The organism is Streptomyces sp. G5(2025), from assembly GCF_049542075.1.
In the GTDB taxonomy this organism is placed as follows: domain Bacteria; phylum Actinomycetota; class Actinomycetes; order Streptomycetales; family Streptomycetaceae; genus Streptomyces.
This window is the reverse complement of the sequence record NZ_JBMUZT010000006.1, coordinates 3,285,597-3,303,442: the sequence shown is the minus strand read 5'-3', so window position 1 is coordinate 3,303,442 and position 17,846 is coordinate 3,285,597. Positions and strand designations below refer to the sequence as shown.

The window sequence follows — 17,846 nt, the reverse complement described above, 5'->3', positions numbered from 1 at the left end:
AGGACGCCGGGAAAGCGCTCCACTCATCGCCGGGACACGGAAACCATGTGTGCCGTGCGTCACGCCGTTCACCGCGCTGTGCGGTGAAGGGTTCGTTCACGTGGTTCCACGATCACGCGGATGTCGTCGGCGGCCCAGAGCACGAACCGTTCGACCGGCGTCACCTGGTGCCCCGGCGCGGGCCGGAACCGGAAGCGCTTGAGCAGCACGGCCAGCACGAGTTCGGCCTCCACCATGGCCAGAGAGGCGCCCTCACAGCCGCGCGGCCCGAGCCCGAAGGGCACGTACGCGAACTTCGGCCGCCCGGCCGCCTCCTCGGGGGTGAACCGCTCGGGGCGAAACGTCCGGGGCTCGGGCCAGTACGCGGGGTTCATGTGGACGGCCCAGAACGGATAGAAGACCGTCGTGCCCGCCGGCAGCTCGTACCCGCCGAGGACGAGCGGCTCCGTCGTCTCCCGGGCACCGTACGGGCCGGGCGGGTAGAGCCGCATCGACTCCTTGAGGACCAGCTCCAGATACGTCAGGCGCCGCAGCCCGGCGAAGTCGGGCGCCGCCCGGTCGCCGACCACGCGGTCGAGCTCACCGGCGACGCGGTCGGCGACCGCCGGGTGCAGGCCCAGCAGATGCAGCGTCCAGGAGACGGCGACCCCGGTGGTGTGGTGGGCGGCCAGCAGCGTCACCATGACGGTGTCGCGGATCCGCTCGGGCCGCTCCCCGGCCTCGACGAGCGCGCCGATGAGGTCGCTGCGGTCCGTGCGCCCGGCATCCCGGTGCGCGGCGATCACGTCGTCGACGGCGCCCCGCAGATAGGCGAGCGCCTCCGCGGCCCGCGCCGGTGACTCCGGGGCCCCTTGGGCCCGCCCCGGATACTCGCTCAACACGACCTCGAACGCGGCGGTGACCCGCTCCGGATCCGCGAGCCCGGCGGCGCCCCCGAGCGCGTACTCGCAGATCATCCGCAGCGACAGCGCGGTGAGGTCCTTCTGCAAGGCGACGGGCCCGCGCCCGGCCTGCCGCGCCCAGCGGTCCGCGAGCTCCGTCGCCAACGCGGTGAAGCGCGCGAAGTGCCGCTCGTGGGACGGCCGCCCGGCGAACACCGAGAGCAGCAGCCGCCGCCAGGGGCCGTGCTCGTCGGCGTCGAGGACCTGCAAGTTCTCCGCCTCGCACAGCGGCGCCAGGAACTCGAAGAGCCGCGCCGGCCGCTTGTCGACGTGCGCGGTGGCCTCCAGCAGCACGGGGTCGGCGACGGACACGGCCGTCCCCGCGCCGGGCAGCTGGAACCGTACGACGGGCCCGTACTCGGCGTGCAACCGCAACTGATAGAGGTGCAGACCCCCCGCCGCGGCGACGGCCCCCACACCTCCGTCGGCCCGCTCATCGGGCCCAGGAATCCCCATGCCCACGCCTCCTCACCCCGCCCGGCCCGGCCGGCCGCCCGACGGAGCCACCACCTTGCCAGCCGGACGGGACGCGGGCCACCGTCACACGGGGGGGCCGGCCACTCCCTCGGCCAGTCACTCGGCCACGCCGAGATCCCGCCGCATGACCCGGCGGAGCTTCGTAGGCGGGCGGCAGACCGGACAGATCGGTGGCACGGGCCGGGGTGGCGTAGGGCGTGGCGGGCGCGCCGCCCAGGTAATGGCCCCATATCGCGGCGATCTTGTCGCGATTCATCCACGGCGTGTCGGTGAAGTTCCGTACCGACCACGTCTCCTGCCGGTCGTCCAGACCGGGCTGGCTGAGCAGTTGGAAACGGACCGGCGGGCCCTGCTCGTCGCCCGCCCGCAACGCCACCGCGGCCGCGAGCCCCGCGTCGGCACTGTGCCCTCCGACCGCGATCCGCTCCGGGTCGACGCCGAGGTCGTCCGCGTGCTCGGCCGCCCAGGTCAGGACGGCGTAGGCATCGTTCAGGGCGGCCGGGAACCGGTTCTCGGGGGCCAGGCGGCAGCCCACCGAGAGCGCGTGACCGTGAGAGTGCTGCAGCTGTTCGGCGCCCAGGCGGAGATCGTCGCCGATGTGCCGCCGCAGGAGCGGTCCGAGCCGGTCCGGTATCCGACGGCGGAGATCGCGGAGGCCGTCGGCCTGGAGCCCGAGAAACTGCCCGGCCGGAAGCTCACCGCGGCTGTGGGTGTGGACGACCGCCTGTCGGACTGGCAGTTGGCCGGACCGGATCAGCCGGCATCAACGGCGCGATCCGGTCCCACATCGCATCAGTGATCACTCACCGGACGGACACATCCGATCGACTGGCGTACCGACCAAGAGACACGCGCCAGGCCCCGTGACGCGTTCTCGTCGCCGGTGTCACTGCCGAGGTCAGTTCTCGACCGGGTACCGGCTGGTGATCGCGACGCGGTTGAACGCGTTCATCAGGGTTGCGAGCCAGGAGACGGCCGAGACCTGGTCTGCGGTGAGTACGGCCGCGGCAGCGTTGTAGTCCTCGTCGCTGACGTGTCCGTCCGACACGCGTGTCACCGCCTCGGTCAGGCGGAGGGCGGCGCGGTCTGTCTCGGAGAAGTAGCCGGTCTCCTCCCATCCGGGCAGTACGGCGATCCGGTCGGGGTTCTCGCCCTTCTTCAGGGCGTCGCGGGCGTGCATGCGCAAGCAGAACGCGCAGCCGTTGATCTGGGAGACGCGGATCTTCAGCAGCTCGACCAGGAGCGGGTCGAGGCCCGCTGCGGCAGCGGCCTCTTCCACCTGGGACGACAGGGCGATGAGGGCCTTGTAGGCGGCCGGGTGCTGCTTGCCGATGTTGACGCGCTGGGGGTCGTTCATTGTTCCTTCGATTCGTCGCTCGTCCGCTGTTTCATCAGGGAGACGAGATAGCCCCTGCGGGTGTGACAGCTCAGAGGCGCACGAGTTTGTCGGGATTGACGACCCGGCGGTACGCGGTGATCAGACCGTCCGTGATCTGGACCGTGTCCACGGAGTGGACGCGGCCTTCGCGGTGGAACACCAGGGCGAGCTCGCCGCCGACCTCAGCGAAGTCGATACGGTCCGGATGCCACTGGCGCCCCACGCGCACCATGACCTCGCCGATGCGCTCACCGCCGTGGATGAGCTTGCGTGCCGCGGACACGTTGCCGCCGCCGTCGGTGACGAAGACGGCATCCGGGTGCAGGAGCCTGACCAAGCCGGCCATGTCCCCGGCCTCGTACGCGGCGCGGAAGACCTCAAGGACGTGCTCGCGCTCCGCCTTCGACGCCTGCGGCATGGACTGCTTCGCCCCGGCCACCCGCCGTCGCGCCCGCGAAGCGTGCTGCCGGGCGCCCGGCACGGAGACGTCCAGCACTTCGGCGATCTTTCCGAAATCAAGACCGAAGACATCGTGCAGGACGAAAGCCACCCGCTCCGGTGGGCTCAGCTCCTCCATGATCAGCAGCATCGCCGAGCTGACGGACTCATCGACGAGCACCGGCTGCGACGCGTCCGGACCCGTCAGCAGCGGCTCCGGCAACCACGGCCCGACGTAGCTCTCCCGACGGACACGGGCACTCCTGAGAATGTCGTACGACCGCCGCGCGGCCACCGTCACCAGCCAGGCCCGCAGATCACCGACGTCCCGCAGATCCGCTCCGGCCGCCCGCAACCACACATCCTGGGTCACGTCCTCGGCATCGGCCACACTCCCCAGCAGCCGGTACGCCACACCGAAGACCGCGGGCCGGTGACTCTCCCATCCGGCCCCGAGCGAGTCCTCCTGCTCAGACCCCGCGGACCCATGCCCGTCACCCATCCCGTCACCCATGTGAATCGCAACCTCCTCCAGCCCGCCGATCCAGCGTAAGCATCCGATCCCGGCCCCTCGCCTCTCCGCGCTTTCGCCGCGCGAGCCACGCGTGCCGCGGCCCGGACCACGACGGAGGCGTCCCGCACGCAGGCGCAGGCGCAGGCCGCACCGCCGAACCGGCTCAGCGGGCAGCCGACCCGACGGCCTTCAAAGAGACCGGGACGAGCTGAAGGTGAAGATCGAGAGGAGGGGGAACGCATCGACCGACTGGTCAGCCTGGTTCTCGCCTACTCGTGGACGCACTCGTGGACGTACTCGTGGACGTACTCGTGGACCACCGACCGGCTCATTCACCGGATGCGGGAGGGAGGCGTCACGCCCGAGCCCGGAGATATCCACGAGCGGGTCCGCGAACATATGCACACACGATCGTGGCAGGGCCCCTCCGCCTTCGGGCGCATTCCAGGGACCCTTTCGTCATGTCCAGGCGCCGTGGTTGCTGGCCGATGCCCGCACACGAAAATGGTCCCGCCCCATACCCTGACAGTGACGAGCTGTTCAGAGAGGGGCGAGACCGTGCCATCTGATGTTACCCCGGACCCGTACGCCGACCCGCTGCGCTTCGGCCAACGGGTACAAATCCTTCGTGAGCGGCGCGGTATGACGCGCGGCCAGCTCGCCGATCTCATCGGCGTCTCACCGCACACCCTGCGGAAAATCGAGAACGGCCAACAACACGCGCCGGGCCTTGAAATGGTGATGCGCATCGCCGAGGCACTCCGAGCCAGAGACCTCTCAGACCTGACAGGGCACCCCGACATGCACGTCGACCTCTTCATCGGCCCAGGCCACCCGCGGCTGGCGTCCGTAAAAGCCGCGGTCGACTCGTTCACCTTGGCTTCGAATGTCGAACCACCGCCCACCGCTCACCTGGAGGCCCGCCTTCACGCCGCCTGGAAGGCACGCCACCAGGCCCCCAACCACCGCGAAGTCGTGGGGCGTCTCCTTCCCGGGCTCATCCGTGACGGGCAAGCCCTCGTCCGCCACGCAGACCGCGCTGCCGACCGGCGAGCCGCACAGGCCCTGCTCGCCGAGACGTACTCGTTGGCCCAGTTCTTCGTCGCCTACCAGCCCGATAGCAGTCTCCTGTGGCGCGTCGCGGAGCGCGGCATGACCGCAGCGCAGGAATCGGAGGATTCGCACACAATCGGCGTCGCCGCGTGGCTGCTCGCGCAGGCCCACCGCGACTCCGGGCCCCGGCACTACGACGCAGCGGACGCCGTCAACTTGGAAGCGTTGCGCTTCCTCGAACCGCTGCTGCCGGACGCCTCGGACGATGTACGCGCCATCGCCGGAGCCCTTCAGTTCGAACTCGGCTACACCGCGGCCCGACGGCGGGACACCGGGACCGCCTGGCGGCACTGGGATGAGGCCCGCAAGGTGGCCAAGAAGCTGCCGGCGGACTACTACCATCCGGTGACCAGCTTCAGCCGCGCCATCATGGGCGCCCACGCCGTCACCGTCGCGGTTGAACTACACCAAGGCGGCGAGTCAGTCCGGCAGGCGGCGAAGGCCGACGAGGCTGTCATCAAGTCGCGGCCCAGACGGGCTCGGCACCGCATCGAGGAGGCGCGCGGATTTCAGCTTGATGGGCAGCCGGACGTCGCGATCGCCACGTTGGAAAAGGCACACCGGTCGGCGCCCGAGACGGTCGCCTACAACGGGTACGCCAGGAGGATCATCCTCGAAGAGGTCGAATCGAAGGAGGCGCCGCGGCGTCGCCGCGCCTCCCAGCTCGCCGTCGATGTGGGGCTCCTGTCTGCCTGAACGGTGTGACCGTATTCCGGTCATCGGTACGCCCGCACCGCTCCTACCGTCGTCATCAGACCTGATCAATCTGATGACAGGAGCCTCCGATGGACACCAGTGCGGCTGCGGACGGTGTCGCACGCTCTCAGTGGGCGCCTAAGCATGTGCGCATGTCCCCCCTCATCGGCACGGAGACACCGTTCCCCTCGATCGACCTGCCTGATCCGGCCGGGCTCGCCGAGGAGCAGCTGTGTGGCCGACGCTGCCTCTGGTGTACGGCGAGCCTCAACAACACCATCGCCGTCGACCTCGGGGAGCGCCGGGAGGTGAGCGCTCAGGGCAGCGTCAGCCGTTGGTTCCCGCGCTGTTGCCGTCCGTGCGGCTTCGAGCACATCTATGGGGCGCTCCTCGACCACACTCAGTCCTGCGAGCAGTGCGCCGACGATCTCACCCGCTGCCGCGTCGGCACGGGCCTGCGCATGGCCATGCGGACGGTACGGCGATGAGCAGCGAGGGCGGCCGGTTGTGCTGCCGCTGCGACAAGCCGATCACCATGGAGAACCCTGGTACGTCCATGGTGAAGATCTCCATTTCGGGGGGCGGCGCCGTCCTCTGGGTCCACGACAAATGCCCGAAACGGGCGACCTTCGTGAGCCGCATCCCCCGATAGACCCCCGTCTGCGGCCCTGGGGAGGGTCGCGGACGGGACGAGGGCGGCCCGCCCGACGGTGAGCTCAGGGGGCGGGCCGCCCATCACTCCAAGAAGCGAAGGAGGCCACATGTCCCGCATCCGAGACAGCGAGCTGTTGACGCCGGTGCCCTGCCCGCCCTGTCTCGTCGCGCTGCTGACCGGGGACGGCGACGCGCCGCACTCTTGCGAGCTGACGACCACCCTCGCTGTGGACGGCGACCGCATCGTCATCGTCGCCCACGAGATGGACTGCCTGTGCCACTGCCCGCTGCCCGAGGAGAGTCCGGCGCTGAAGGCAGCTCGGGCGCGGGCCCGCGGCGAGGGCGCCGAGTGACGCGTCATTCCATCAAGGTCGCCAGCGGGACTCCCATCGCCCAGGCCACGCGGATAGGGTGGAGAGCAGGACTTCGTCACCGGTCTCCAGCCGCCACAGAGTGACCCGGTCGATGCGGGCCGCGAGGATGACCTTCTCCTGGGTCAAGTTCAGCCGGTGCCGCTCTTCGCGGACGCGGGCGCCGATGGCTCGCCGTTGGTCGTGGACGAGCGTGTCGTCGTCGGGCAGGTCCCGCACCCGACAACGCTGAAGTGATCATGAAGGAAAGTCTGCGGAACGCATTCAGCACTTTGTGATCACAGTGCCGCGTGCGCACGCTGCCCATGAGATGGAACCCCTCCTTCCATTGCCGGCCTGCCTTTGGCATATGCCAACAGGTCGGGTGTACCGCGCGGGAATCGAACGCCTGTTCATCCAAAAGGGTGATGCCCCCGATCGGAGCCGCCTGTTACACATACCCCCCTCCACGAACGTGCCGAGACCGTCTCACTTGGTACCCCCCTCGTGACGGCCCGGCACAGAGGACCGCCCCCGTGCGCCGAAGCGTGCGGGGGCGGTCTGCGTATACGACCTCTGCGGCCCCCGGTCGTCACCTGCGGAAACGCAAAGATCATTTGGGCGATATTTGGACGATGATCTTCGGTAGTGAGGGTGTAGTGAGCCTGCCTGAACGTGTAGCCAGAGTGCGCACAACTAAGGCCCAGGACCGGAGACTTGCTCCCTGACCTGGGCCTTAGCCGTTCTGACCTGGTGCCCCCGGCAGGATTCGAACCTGCGACACCCGCTTTAGGAGTTTTCCCCGATCAAGGCTTTGGCCTGCGTAAACGTCGGCCGCGGGGTGTCTGGCCTGGGGAAACTCCCCTCCGTAGTTCTCACGTGTTCGCGGGGTTTCCCAGTCTCATGTGTGCTGAATCCGTTCTGTCTGTCGCCTGTCTGACGTGGCATGTGCTGCTGCAGGACGGTCCCTCGCCGTGACGACTGTGCTGGGGCACAAACTGCGCTTGGTAGTTCGGCTGGCAGCGGAGCATTCCCTTGGCCTGCGCTCTGGAGCGCCCCGCCGAGAACGAGCCTGGGGCTCGGAGGCGTAGAGATGCCCAAGTCGCCGGCAACCATGCCAAGACACGGCCCCAGTCGTTTTGTGGCCGAGCCCTAACGCTGTGAGCTAGTCCTACTAGCATGGCGTCACCTTTGTGGGTGAACGCTGGGGAGGGGCTCCACAAGATGAAGGTACTGAGGCCGACGAAGCCGACGAGTGAGCAGCTCACGGTGATCAACAACACCAAACCAGGGGTTTTTGTCGTCAGGGGTGCTGCGGGGAGCGGCAAGACCACTACGGCCTTGTACAGGCTGAAGTTCACTGTCGGCTTCTGGCAGCGCCGACACCGTGACGGTTTCATCGTCGGGCCCGTTCGAGTCTTGGTTCTGACCTACAACAGGACTCTCCGCGGCTACATCGAGGCGTTAACCGAGCAGCAGGTCACCGGCAACGACGTCCAGTTGCTCACCTCAACTTTTGCCAAGTGGGCCTCGGACCACGTCGCGCACGACCAGATCCTTCAGCCGGGCGAACGCAATGGGAAACTGGCCGCGCTGGCGGCACCTCTGCCGCTGTCTGACGAGTTCGTGCGTGCTGAGGTCGACTATGTGCTGGGGCGGTTCCTGTCAGATCAGTTGGACGAGTACATCGAGTGCGACCGACAAGGGCGGGGCCGCTCGCCCAGGATGTCCACAGCTATGCGCCGTCGGCTTCTGAACGAGGTGATCCTTCCGTTCCAGGAGTGGAAGAAGGAGCAGCAGGTCTGGGACTGGTCCGACCTGGCAACCGCGATGGCGGCCCGGCGGGCGGAAGATCCTTACCACGTCGTGGTTGTCGACGAAGCCCAGGACTTCTCCGCGAATCAAGTCAGGGCCATCCTCAACCATGTCACCGATGAGCACACCCTCACCTTCGTCCTTGATGCTGCCCAGCGCATCTATCCCCAGCGGTTCACCTGGAGCGAAGTGGGGCTGGGCGTCGGGCCGCACAACAGCAAGCTTCTATCGAAGAACTTCCGCAACACGAAACAGATCGCCGCTTTCGCTGCCCCGCTACTTCGTGATGTCGAGACGACGGACGACGCTGCCATCCCTGACCTGTCCTCTTGCGAGGCGGATGGCGACAAGCCTGTGCTGGTGCAGGGCTCCTTCAGCCAGCAGATGGACTACGTCGTGCAGTTTCTCAACAACCTCGGACCGGACAACGACGAGTCCGTGGCCATCCTGCACGCCAAGGGAGGCGGTTGGTTCAGCGAGGTCAGAGCACGGCTGAACTGGGCCGGGCTGGCATGGGTGGAGATCGCTCGCACCGGCGACTGGCCCACGGGGCCAGTGAACGTGGCCCTATCAACTATGCATTCAGCCAAGGGCTTGGAGTTCGATCATGTGATCATTGTTGGTCTCAACAGTGAGGTCATGCCGCACGCCACTGAGCCCGGAGACAGCGAGCGCGACGCCCACTTGCGTCTCCTGGCGATGTCCGCCGGGCGAGCCCGTAAGACCTTGACCATCACCTACAAGCCCTCCGAAGCCAGCGATCTCATAGCCTGCATGGATCCGGACACCTACGAGGTGACGTCTGCATGACCGCGACAACTCCGCCGCCTGCCATACCCAACAGGCCAGGTCCAGCGGCCAGCATCGAGGCGCTGATTCAAGAGCGCAAGATCACCGAAGTAGTGCACTTCACCACCAACCTCGGCCTCCTTGGCATCCTCGTGGAGCAGCTTTGCAAGGCGCGCGCCCTGCTGGCCAAGGATAAATACCTCGAAAGCATCTACCACCAGAACACCAAGTTCCGCCGGGAGGAACCCAAGTACTGGTCGTACGTCAACCTCAGCATCAGCGAACCGAACCATGGCTTCCTGCGGATCAGCAGTGAGAGATGGTGGGCCGACGAAGATCTGTTCTGGGCCGTCCTCAGCTTCGCCCCGGCCATCATGACCCACCCCGGAGTGCTGTTCGCCCCGAGCAACATGGGGTACGACGGCGTCATGCCCGTGGAGGGAGGGCACGGAGCCGAGGCGCTTTTCGCTGATCGTGTTCCCTACGGCTACAACAAAACGGTGGAGCGCTGTGGCAAGGAGCCGCACCTGCCCACCAACCCGCAGGCTGAGGTGCTCTACCCTCGGGCCGTCTCGACGCGATACCTGCAGCGCATCTACGTCGTCACCGAGGAGGACGCAGCCAAGGCCCACGGCATTGTCAGTGCCAGCGGACATGATGAAGTCGACATCATTGTCGACCCAGCCACGTTCGGCAGGTAAGGACTACGGTGAACGGCATGCAATGGGAGGCAGTACGCGCCTCGGCTCAGTGGGCCGCGTACGGGGACGCGCTGGGTTTTATCACTGAACTCACCGATGCTGCTGGTGTGCGACGGCGCATCGGACGTGACGAGGTCACCACAACCGTTCCCTGGAAGCGGCGGGTCGGAGGGCGCTATGGACAGGAGATGCCCCTTCCCGCCGGCGCATACTCCGACGACACCCAGCTGCGTCTCGCGACGTCGCGCGCCATCCGAGGCGATGGCGAGTTCGACGTCGAGGCGTTCGCGAAGATCGAAATCGTCGCATGGCAAGCGTACGCGCTGGGTGCTGGCCGTGGCACAAAGGCCGCAGCCACCGGCCTGATGCGGGTGGACGCCAAGTGGTCGCAGAACGTCTTCGCCACTAAGGCGGCCCGCTACGTCGACGTCGGTGGCAATGGCGCAGCCATGCGTATTCAGCCCCATGTCTGGGCGGCTCGCGATCTCAGCGACTGGGAGTACATCACACGGGATGTAGTGCGGAACGCCGTCAGTACGCATGGCCACCCGCGCGGGATCCTCGGCGCCGTCTTGCACGCGATCCTGCTGGCATATGCGCTCGATACAGGTGACATGCCTGGCCCTAAGCAGTGGCGCCCCGCGATTGATTGGCTCGAGCATGTACCCGACGTCATCTCGAAGGACGAGGAACTCGCCTACCTATGGTTGCCCTCTTGGACAGATGCGTCAGGTGCCGACTTCCGTTCTGCCGTAGCCGTTGTGGCCGACGAGTGCCGTACATCCGTCGAAGCGTTTGACAGCAGCTCACGCCTCACTGCGGCGACCTACGCTGCGTTGGTCGAGCGTTTGGGAGGCTTCGATGGCAAGACCCGCGGATCCGGCACTGTCACTACATTGCTTGCCGCGATGCTGGCCTATAGCCACTCCGGATCGCCGGAGGATGCGCTTCTCCTCGCGGCTAACACCCTTGGCTCGGATACGGACACTATCGCCACGATGGCAGGAGCATTGCTGGGTGCCATCGCTGCAGGGCCTCCGCCTGGCCCGGTTCAGGACGCAGGCGTCATTGATGTCGAAGCAAGGCGACTGTGGGACATCTCCCAGGGGCGCGAGGCTTCAACGTTTGCCTACCCTGACCTGCTGCGTTGGAGCCCTCCCAAGGCCACTCTCGACCTTGTGGGGCTAGCTGACTCAGGCCCGGCCCTAGCTGGCCTGGGTTCTCTGGCGGCATCTGGCCCCCCGACAGCAGGCAATCAAGCGACGTATGTATGGAGCACGCTCCCGTTCAATCAGGCAATCTTGGTTCGGGCCAGGGCCGAACTCAGGCCCCTTGGCGAACACCTGCTGCCCCGAGATTCGCGTCAGCAACGCAGCCGACAAGCTGGAGAGGTCATGAGAGAGCAACCAGCGCTCTTCGATACCTCAGAGCACCCCGCTGCTTCAGTTAGCCACGAAAGGCAGCCAACTTCTCAGCGAATCCCGGCTGAAGACGTGGTCGAGCGCCCGAGTAGGCAAGGTCCACCGACTATCGAAGAGATGGTCCAGGACCTGGCTCGCCGCGGATTCGCCCCAGAGGAAGTGGGGCGTGTACTGCTTAACTTGATCAATAGCGGTCGATATAGCGCGGAACGGGCTGCAGCCTTTGCCGGATTGTTGGCGCGCGCCCACCACCGAAGTGAGCAATAGGGGTGCCCTGGTCTCGCTGACTTTGTCGCTGTTGCTATGGGCTCTGCCTCTCGCCTCTGCGCGCTCATAATGGCCTACTTGTAGACCCAAGCACGGTCGGTTTGCCGGTACTCCTCCACGGGGATCGGATCGACCTCGGTCCGCATGCGGGCGGTGTAGAGGAGCCCGTCGAGGTGGTCGATCTCGTGGTGGATTAGGCGGGCGACGCCTTCTTCGTAGACGGTGGTCACGGTCTCGCCGGTCAGGGTCGTGGTCTCTACCGTGATCTTCAGAGGGCGGGGTACGAGGCCGCGTACGTCGAAGAAGCTGAGGCAGCCTTCGTACTGCTCGTCCATTTCGCCGGAGCGGTCGGTGATCCGCGGGTTGAGCAGGATGATGGCGGGTGCGTCTCCGGGTGGCTGGACGACGGCCACGGTGCGGCCGATGCCGATCTGTGGCGCGGCGATACCCATGCCCTTGGCGAAGGGGTGGACCTGGCCGATTCGCTCCATGGCGGCGAACAGTTCGTCGGTGATGCGCTCAGCCTCGTCGCGCTCGGCGGGCAGGTCGAAGGGACGGGCCGATTCGGTGAGGATGTCGGCGCCGTGCTGGACGACGCCGAGGTCGCGCATTCGCTGGCTGGGCCGCACGTCAATCACCTGAACTCCCCTTGATCTGCGTCGCGTTCGGGACGGGCCCGGAACCGCCACTCCAGACGGTACCGAGCGTGTAGGGCGGGCGTGGTCGTGATCCAGGTGAATTGCCGTAGCTCGCCGTCGTCGCTGCGGACGGGAGGGGTGCGTAGCGGGGAGGCTTCGGCAGTCATAGAGGTCTCGGTGCCCCACACGACGGGATCGAGGGCGGCGGGGAAGGCGAGCTGGACTTCAAGGCGCTCGGTCGGCAGGCGTACGGCTCGCTGGAACCAGTGGCCCCATTTGTTGTCGCCGACGGTGTAGGTGTACTCGATCCACACGGACTCGCCGGGGTAGAGCGGGAAGCGGCCCTGTTCGTTGTCGAACAGCAACCAGACCTCTTTGAAGGCGTCGCGGTCGTGCTTGGCTTTCCACCGCATCGTCTCGCCCCGGCAGGCGGCCGTCAGAGCGAGTTCGTCCCAGGTCAACGGGTGTGCTCTGTAATGGACGTTGGACCGCTCGGGGGCACTAGGGTAGCGATCGACGGAGATGCGGATCAGATAGCGGGTCACCGGTTCGTCGCCGGTGTTCCGCAGGCGCCGGCGCATGGTGAGCCGGTAGTTGCTGCCGTCGTACTGGAGCCGTGCTGCGTCGTGCTCGACGACGAGGGTGGAGCCGGTCGCGTACGGCTGCTCGGGGCGGCGTTGGGCGGGCGGTGACGCCGCTGGCCGCCGGGTACGGGCCTTGGCCTGCTCGTAGTCGCACCATCTCCGCCAGATCGATTTCCCAGCGTTCAGTGCCTCGTCGGCGAGCCGTGAAAACTCCTCGGTGGGCTTGTGGCGGCCAGACTCCACATGGCTGACGTAGGACGGGTCGAACCCCATGGCCAGCGCTAACGCTCGCTTGGACATGCCGCGTACTTCCCGCCAGCGGGCCACCTCGGCCGCGTAGTCCTCGGCCGCCTGCTCGACGGTGATGTCCTCGCTGTGCGCGTCCATCGAAGCCCCGTCCCGCGTCCTCGTTGGTGAGCATGAATGAACCGTGAGTGATCCAAGTTCATCATCCCGTCACGGCCCACGTCGCCGTTTTCCTTCCCTCACCGGCCCGGATCGACCCTCCGGGCATATGAGGGAGGCGAAGCGCGATGCGCGTGCTGTATCTGCTGAACATCTCCAACCCCGACCGGCTGTCTGCGGATTCGGGGTGGATCTTCGCGGACTTGTTGGCCCCGGCTCTGGCGGACGCCGAGGCAGAGGTGACCATCGCCGCCCCGGCAGCGGCTGGAGATGCCCGCTGCGGCTTCCGCCAGACGAAGGTGCCGGGGACGAAATACCGGGCCCGGTTCTCTGCAGACATCGACGAGTTGGTGGCACTGATCCGGGCCGAAAAGCCGGATGCAGTGGTGGCCAACCAGATCGAGGAGGCCCCAGCGGTCCGCACCGCCCTGCTGGAGGCTGGATCGGACGCGCTGTTGGCCGGTTACTGCCACTACCTGCCGTTCTCCTTCGCCGACGACGGCCAGCTCCTGGTCGATCCGTCCTTGAACGACGTGGGCCTTGGCCGACCGGTGCTGCTGGCCTTCGCCGCCGGCCTGGCCGCCTGCGACCGGGTGATGGCGCATTCCTACACGGCCGCCTCCTGGATCACGGCCGCAGCCGCTCGCATGACCGTGGACCTTGGAGCGAAGCTGCGGGTGGTGCCCGCTCCGCGTGATGAGCGCTTGGTCCGAGACCCGGCGGTCGCCCGGCAGTCCTCCGGCACGGGCGGGGCGATCGGCGTCTACAACCACCGGCTGTACGCGCACTACGGCACCGGCCAGTTCGTGGACCTAGCCCGCGAGCTGGTGGCCTCCGGCACGGTGCGGCTGCGGGTCATGGACCTGTTCGGCCAGCGCCGGGTCGAACGGCGGGGACTGGACGGCAGTCCCGAGGAGATGCGCGACCAGCTCGCCGCCCTGCCGCTCGTTCAGATCGTCTCCGACCGCGGCGACCGCGTGCGCTACAAGAACCTGTTCGCCGGCGCCCGATTTGGCATCGCCCCGTTCCGGCCCGGCTGCCCCTGGTCGATGAGCGTCATCGACTGCCAGGGCATGGGCCTGCCGGTGATCTCGCCGAAGCTGGGCTGGCTTGCCGAGCACATCGACCCCGAACTGTGCTTCACCACCGCTGCCGAGGCCGTCGCGTTGGCCGAACGACTGGCCGCCGACGGCGAGTTCCATGCCCTGCATGCCAAGCGAGCCCACGCCAGCACCGCCGACTTCGCCCCCGCCCTGGTCGCCGTCCGCTACCTGGAGGCGATCTCGTGACCGAGTTCGACGCGGTGTTCCTCTCCTACGACGAGCCGATGGCCAACTCCCTCCACGCCCGCCTGCAGCGGACCCTCGGCGGCACGGTCAAGCGCCTGCACGGGGTGCACGGGATGCGTCGGGCCTACCGGCTGTGCGCCGAGGTCGTCGACCGCGAGCAGTTCTTCCTCGCTGATGGCGACTTCGCCATCGACCCCGACTTCGACCCCGCGGTCGTGGAACCGCTGGAGGAGGGCGTATCCATGCGGGTGTGGCGTGCGCTCAACCCGGTCAACGGCCTCTCCTACGGCTATGGCGGGCTGAAGCTGATCCGCCGCAGTGCCCTGCGTGAGATGGGCGAGGCTGTGGACGTGCTCGCCGCACTCCCAGGCCGCATCGAGTTCGCTGCGGAGGCCGCCGGGATCACGCGGTTCAACCAGAGCCCCTTCCACGCCTGGAAGGCGGGTTTCCGCGAGTGCGCGATGCTCGGCCGCGGCAGCGAGTACGGCATGGCCGATGGTGATGCCCACCAGCGGGTGGAGGCGTGGACGACGAGCCACAGCGGTGAGTTCGCTGCCTACGCCGCCGCCGGAGCCCGTGAGGGCGTCGCCTTCGCTCGCGAGGCCGCCCGCGATGCGAAGCGGTTCGACCATCTCAACGACCCCGCATGGCTGCGGGAGAAGTTCACCGCCGCCCACGGGGACCAGGCGGTGTCCGGATGACCGGCTGCCCGCTCGTGCTCATCGAGCCGTACGCGCACCGTTCGGGCGGGCACCACCAGCGCACGCTCGTGGCCCTCGCCCAGGCTCGGCCCGGCAGCCTGGTCGTCGCCCCGCATGGGATCACCGGCGAGGCGATCACAGCCCTGCGCAAAGCCGGTGCCCGGCTGGTGACCGCGCCGGCCGGGCGTCATGCGGGCGTATTGCTGGTTGTCTCCCGGCTGGCGGCCTGGCTGTCTGCGACCGGGTGGCGTCTGTTCCGTTCGCGCCGCTGGCCCCGCCGCCTGCGGCGCCTACCGCACCAGGTCACCCTTATCGCCCGCTGTCTGGCTGAGGCAGCCGCGCTGCGGTGTGCCCGCCGTCTGGAGCCCGCCGCCGAGGCGGTGGTGATCCTGACTGCGAGCGAGGCCCTGCACGGGGCCGCCGCCCTTCTCGGTGGCCAGCCGCACCTTCGGTTTGTCCACGAAGCAGTCACCGCCGAGGACGCCGCAGTGCGACTGCTCGGCCGACTCGCCCGCCGTGGCGAGAGGCGGGTGATCGCCCTCTACCCGACCCAGGCTGTGGGCGATCAGTTCGCCGTCGCTTTCCCTGACCTGCCTGCGGTGGTGCGGGCCTTCGCGGTCGACGACGGCCGCCGACTCACCGAGACCGAACGCGATGGCGGTCGGGCCGCCTTCGGCATTCCCGCAGCCGAAGCCGTGGTGTGCTTGGTGGGCGGCTGGTGGCCGTACAAGGACATCGCCACCATCGACGCCGCCCTGTCCCGGCTGAAGGAGCCGCTGCACCTTGTGGTCGCGGGCGCCCCGCTCGATGACTCTGTGCTGGAGCGGTGGCGATCCTTGCCCGATCTCCAACTGCACACGGTGCCCGGCTCCGTCGCGGAGAGCGTGCTGCGGCTGGTGTACGGCGCCTCAGACGCCGCCCTGGTGGCCAGGCATCCCGGTGTAGGCAAGGAATCCGGGCTCGTGATGGACGCCATACGCCTCGGCGTTCCCCTCGCCGTCTCTGACCACGATCCCGAGCTGACCGCCGGCCTGTACGGCCTGCCCTGGGCACTGACCTTCCCTGCCAGCGACCCGGACGGCCTCGCCGACGCCCTGCACACCGTGGTCCGACAGCCGCCGGAGTACCCCGGCCCGGAGGCACCCGGCCTACTAGGGATGCCATCGGCCGCCGAGCAGGCCGACTTCCTCACCCGCACCTTCGCCTGCCTGCGTACGAAGGACCCACGATGCTGAGCACACCCCCAGCCCTGATCGCTGTCATCGGGCCCGTCGAACCTCCGCTGCTGGCCGCCTGGGTCCGCCACTACCGACGGCTGGGCATCGAGCGATTCCTGATCGCCTTCCACTTCCCCGAGCACGTCCCCGACCAGCAGCGGCACAAACTCCAGGCCGCCAGCCGCGAGCTGGGCATCACCCTCACTGGTACCAGCACTGGCCCGTGGCACGAGCACACCAACACCCAGCTCAGAGAAGCCCTGCGGCACCGGGCAGGGCCCGGCTGGCACTTGCTCGCGGACGCCGACGAGTTCCAGCAGTACCCCGCCCCGCTGGACGAGGTGATTGCCCAGGCTGACAAGTCCAGGCATCGCGTGGTCGGCGGGCTGATGCTCGACCGCGTCACCGCGAGCGGGCGTCTGACCGGCTGGCAGCCCCAAAGCGGACTGGACCTTGCCTATCCCCTCGGCGGCTACCTCACCCACCGGCTCCTGCACGGCGACCCCCGGAAGATCGTCCTCGCTCGCCACGACGTCACCGTGGCCTCCGGCAATCACCGGGCGCCCGGCCACAAGCCAGATGCGGACCGTCTCTGCGCGGTGCACCACTTCAAGTGGCGCTCGGGCGTCCTCGATGACCTCCGCCGCCGCATCCAGCACTTCTCCTCCGGTACCTGGCAGGAACAGACCTCGGCCGTGCGCGAGGAGGCCAGCCGCCTCCTGACGCACGTCGGCCAGCACGGCGGCGTACTCAACATCACCGACCCACGGTTCGCCTTCCGCCGGGTGAGCCTGGACCGGATGCCCCTCGGCTGGCCCGCCGAGGCGCGTGGCGTCTTCACCACATGGCGCCCGCACATGCCGACCGGCCAGAATCGGAGACAATGACCGCGCTCGCGCACGCCCGTCGCGGAAGGGATGACCACGTGCCACTCGCCGTTCTCCTGGCCGGCCTGACTGGCTCCGGCAAGACCACCGTCGCCCAGGCCCTGGCCGACCACGGTTTCACCCGGCTGTCCGTCGACGAGGAGGTCCACCGCCTCCACGGCCGCTACGGCGTGGACTACCCCGAACGCACCTACTTCGAGCGCGAACGGCCCGTCGTCGAGGCGATCCGGAGGCGGTTCATCAAGGAGATCGAGGCCGGGAACGACGTCGTCCTGGACCACGGGCTGTGGCGCCGCCACGAGCGCGATGCCTGGCGACAGGCCGCCCGCGAAGCGGGCGGCCATCCCGTGGTCGTCTACCTCCCAGCTGACCGCGACGAGCTGCTGCGACGCCTGGTCGAGCGCAACCAGCGCGAGGACGCCAACGCCCTCACCGTCACCCTCGAAGCCCTCGACGACTTCTTCGCCCGCTTCGATGCCCCGACCGAGGACGAAGAGGTGATCGTCTACACCGGAGACCCGAGCCAGCTCTTGACGGCGCTCGCCTCGGCCAGGTGGAGCTGAAGAAGCAG

General features: G+C 67.9%; 20 protein-coding genes. 13 read left to right on the top strand and 7 right to left on the bottom strand.

The window, feature by feature from the left end; translation table 11 throughout:
* Positions 1–68: 68 nt before the first annotated feature.
* Both ACOBQB_RS25745 and ACOBQB_RS25740 read right to left on the bottom strand, forming a co-directional pair.
* Positions 69–1,397, bottom strand: coding sequence for a cytochrome P450 (locus ACOBQB_RS25745; RefSeq protein ID WP_423594667.1), 1,329 nt, complete (start codon positions 1,395–1,397; stop codon positions 69–71).
* The gene (locus ACOBQB_RS25740) at positions 1,375–1,953 is read right to left on the bottom strand and encodes an alpha/beta hydrolase fold domain-containing protein (RefSeq protein ID WP_423594665.1); all 579 of its coding nucleotides are present in this window, start codon (positions 1,951–1,953) and stop codon (positions 1,375–1,377) included. Before ACOBQB_RS25740 ends, ACOBQB_RS25745 begins: the two co-directional genes overlap by 23 nt.
* A 9-nt stretch (positions 1,954–1,962) precedes the next feature.
* On the opposite strand from ACOBQB_RS25740, the gene ACOBQB_RS25735 reads away from it, so the two are divergent.
* On the top strand, positions 1,963–2,217 hold the full coding sequence (locus ACOBQB_RS25735) for a hypothetical protein (protein WP_423594663.1): 255 nt from the start codon (positions 1,963–1,965) through the stop codon (positions 2,215–2,217).
* A gap of 99 nt (positions 2,218–2,316) precedes the next feature.
* Here ACOBQB_RS25735 and ACOBQB_RS25730 read toward each other — a convergent pair whose 3' ends face one another.
* Positions 2,317–2,775 (bottom strand): carboxymuconolactone decarboxylase family protein, encoded by a 459-nt coding sequence (locus tag ACOBQB_RS25730; RefSeq protein WP_423594661.1) that lies wholly within the window; start codon positions 2,773–2,775, stop codon positions 2,317–2,319.
* Positions 2,776–2,845: 70 nt separating this feature from the next.
* Entirely contained in the window at positions 2,846–3,736 is an 891-nt protein-coding gene (gene sigJ, locus ACOBQB_RS25725; protein ID WP_423598762.1) for an RNA polymerase sigma factor SigJ, read from the bottom strand.
* Between the two features lie 570 nt (positions 3,737–4,306).
* Between sigJ and ACOBQB_RS25720 the strand changes: the two genes are divergently transcribed.
* The 4 genes from ACOBQB_RS25720 (at position 4,307) to ACOBQB_RS25705 (ending at position 6,564) form a co-directional block, all read left to right on the top strand.
* Complete coding sequence (locus tag ACOBQB_RS25720) at positions 4,307–5,557, top strand: helix-turn-helix transcriptional regulator (RefSeq protein WP_423598760.1); 1,251 nt, start codon at positions 4,307–4,309, stop codon at positions 5,555–5,557.
* A gap of 152 nt (positions 5,558–5,709) precedes the next feature.
* The gene (locus tag ACOBQB_RS25715; RefSeq protein WP_423594659.1) at positions 5,710–6,045 is read left to right on the top strand and encodes a hypothetical protein; all 336 of its coding nucleotides are present in this window, start codon (positions 5,710–5,712) and stop codon (positions 6,043–6,045) included.
* Positions 6,042–6,209: a hypothetical protein gene (locus tag ACOBQB_RS25710; RefSeq protein WP_423594657.1), complete on the top strand. Its 168-nt coding sequence runs from the start codon at positions 6,042–6,044 to the stop codon at positions 6,207–6,209. Before ACOBQB_RS25715 ends, ACOBQB_RS25710 begins: the two co-directional genes overlap by 4 nt.
* Positions 6,210–6,318: 109 nt before the next feature.
* Positions 6,319–6,564 (top strand): hypothetical protein, encoded by a 246-nt coding sequence (locus ACOBQB_RS25705; protein WP_423594655.1) that lies wholly within the window; start codon positions 6,319–6,321, stop codon positions 6,562–6,564.
* Positions 6,565–6,576: 12 nt separating this feature from the next.
* Here the strand turns inward: ACOBQB_RS25705 and ACOBQB_RS25700 are convergent, their stop codons facing one another.
* On the bottom strand, positions 6,577–6,801 hold the full coding sequence (locus ACOBQB_RS25700) for an XRE family transcriptional regulator (RefSeq protein WP_423594653.1): 225 nt from the start codon (positions 6,799–6,801) through the stop codon (positions 6,577–6,579).
* 984 nt (positions 6,802–7,785) lie between these two features.
* On the opposite strand from ACOBQB_RS25700, the gene ACOBQB_RS25695 reads away from it, so the two are divergent.
* Genes ACOBQB_RS25695 through ACOBQB_RS25685 form a run of 3 tightly spaced genes read left to right on the top strand, consistent with a single transcriptional unit; the run spans position 7,786 to position 11,554 of the window.
* Entirely contained in the window at positions 7,786–9,186 is a 1,401-nt protein-coding gene (locus tag ACOBQB_RS25695; protein WP_423594651.1) for a 3'-5' exonuclease, read from the top strand.
* Positions 9,183–9,866 (top strand): DarT ssDNA thymidine ADP-ribosyltransferase family protein, encoded by a 684-nt coding sequence (locus ACOBQB_RS25690; protein WP_423594649.1) that lies wholly within the window; start codon positions 9,183–9,185, stop codon positions 9,864–9,866. The genes ACOBQB_RS25695 and ACOBQB_RS25690 overlap by 4 nt, the downstream gene beginning before the upstream one ends.
* Before the next feature lie 17 nt (positions 9,867–9,883).
* Positions 9,884–11,554: an ADP-ribosylglycohydrolase family protein gene (locus ACOBQB_RS25685; RefSeq protein WP_423598758.1), complete on the top strand. Its 1,671-nt coding sequence runs from the start codon at positions 9,884–9,886 to the stop codon at positions 11,552–11,554.
* Positions 11,555–11,628: 74 nt separating this feature from the next.
* Here the strand turns inward: ACOBQB_RS25685 and ACOBQB_RS25680 are convergent, their stop codons facing one another.
* Both ACOBQB_RS25680 and ACOBQB_RS25675 read right to left on the bottom strand, forming a co-directional pair.
* The gene (locus tag ACOBQB_RS25680; protein ID WP_423594647.1) at positions 11,629–12,183 is read right to left on the bottom strand and encodes a peptide deformylase; all 555 of its coding nucleotides are present in this window, start codon (positions 12,181–12,183) and stop codon (positions 11,629–11,631) included.
* Between the two features lie 5 nt (positions 12,184–12,188).
* On the bottom strand, positions 12,189–13,163 hold the full coding sequence (locus ACOBQB_RS25675; protein WP_423594645.1) for a helix-turn-helix domain-containing protein: 975 nt from the start codon (positions 13,161–13,163) through the stop codon (positions 12,189–12,191).
* A gap of 146 nt (positions 13,164–13,309) precedes the next feature.
* Here ACOBQB_RS25675 and ACOBQB_RS25670 point away from each other — a divergent pair, with 146 nt between their 5' ends.
* Genes ACOBQB_RS25670 through ACOBQB_RS25650 form a run of 5 tightly spaced genes read left to right on the top strand, consistent with a single transcriptional unit; the run spans position 13,310 to position 17,838 of the window.
* The gene (locus ACOBQB_RS25670; RefSeq protein ID WP_423594643.1) at positions 13,310–14,470 is read left to right on the top strand and encodes a glycosyltransferase family 1 protein; all 1,161 of its coding nucleotides are present in this window, start codon (positions 13,310–13,312) and stop codon (positions 14,468–14,470) included.
* Positions 14,467–15,171 (top strand): hypothetical protein, encoded by a 705-nt coding sequence (locus tag ACOBQB_RS25665; RefSeq protein WP_423594641.1) that lies wholly within the window; start codon positions 14,467–14,469, stop codon positions 15,169–15,171. The genes ACOBQB_RS25670 and ACOBQB_RS25665 overlap by 4 nt, the downstream gene beginning before the upstream one ends.
* Positions 15,168–16,406: a hypothetical protein gene (locus ACOBQB_RS25660; RefSeq protein WP_423594639.1), complete on the top strand. Its 1,239-nt coding sequence runs from the start codon at positions 15,168–15,170 to the stop codon at positions 16,404–16,406. The genes ACOBQB_RS25665 and ACOBQB_RS25660 overlap by 4 nt, the downstream gene beginning before the upstream one ends.
* Positions 16,400–17,275, top strand: coding sequence for a glycosyltransferase family 2 protein (locus ACOBQB_RS25655; protein ID WP_423594637.1), 876 nt, complete (start codon positions 16,400–16,402; stop codon positions 17,273–17,275). The genes ACOBQB_RS25660 and ACOBQB_RS25655 overlap by 7 nt, the downstream gene beginning before the upstream one ends.
* Positions 17,276–17,313: 38 nt before the next feature.
* Positions 17,314–17,838, top strand: coding sequence for an AAA family ATPase (locus tag ACOBQB_RS25650; protein WP_423594635.1), 525 nt, complete (start codon positions 17,314–17,316; stop codon positions 17,836–17,838).
* Positions 17,839–17,846 lie beyond the last annotated feature (8 nt).

Excerpts from the sequence above, each read along its gene's own strand:
- ACOBQB_RS25745 (WP_423594667.1), bottom strand. The coding sequence starts at position 1,397 with ATGGGGATTCCTGGGCCCGATGAGCGGGCCGACGGAGGTGTGGGGGCC.
- ACOBQB_RS25730 (WP_423594661.1), bottom strand. The coding sequence starts at position 2,775 with ATGAACGACCCCCAGCGCGTCAACATCGGCAAGCAGCACCCGGCCGCC.
- sigJ (WP_423598762.1), bottom strand. The coding sequence starts at position 3,736 with ATGGGTGACGGGCATGGGTCCGCGGGGTCTGAGCAGGAGGACTCGCTC.
- ACOBQB_RS25715 (WP_423594659.1), top strand. The coding sequence starts at position 5,710 with ATGTCCCCCCTCATCGGCACGGAGACACCGTTCCCCTCGATCGACCTG.
- ACOBQB_RS25710 (WP_423594657.1), top strand. The coding sequence starts at position 6,042 with ATGAGCAGCGAGGGCGGCCGGTTGTGCTGCCGCTGCGACAAGCCGATC.
- ACOBQB_RS25705 (WP_423594655.1), top strand. The coding sequence starts at position 6,319 with ATGTCCCGCATCCGAGACAGCGAGCTGTTGACGCCGGTGCCCTGCCCG.
- ACOBQB_RS25695 (WP_423594651.1), top strand. The coding sequence starts at position 7,786 with ATGAAGGTACTGAGGCCGACGAAGCCGACGAGTGAGCAGCTCACGGTG.
- ACOBQB_RS25690 (WP_423594649.1), top strand. The coding sequence starts at position 9,183 with ATGACCGCGACAACTCCGCCGCCTGCCATACCCAACAGGCCAGGTCCA.
- ACOBQB_RS25685 (WP_423598758.1), top strand. The coding sequence starts at position 9,884 with ATGCAATGGGAGGCAGTACGCGCCTCGGCTCAGTGGGCCGCGTACGGG.
- ACOBQB_RS25675 (WP_423594645.1), bottom strand. The coding sequence starts at position 13,163 with ATGGACGCGCACAGCGAGGACATCACCGTCGAGCAGGCGGCCGAGGAC.
- ACOBQB_RS25670 (WP_423594643.1), top strand. The coding sequence starts at position 13,310 with ATGCGCGTGCTGTATCTGCTGAACATCTCCAACCCCGACCGGCTGTCT.
- ACOBQB_RS25660 (WP_423594639.1), top strand. The coding sequence starts at position 15,168 with ATGACCGGCTGCCCGCTCGTGCTCATCGAGCCGTACGCGCACCGTTCG.
- ACOBQB_RS25655 (WP_423594637.1), top strand. The coding sequence starts at position 16,400 with ATGCTGAGCACACCCCCAGCCCTGATCGCTGTCATCGGGCCCGTCGAA.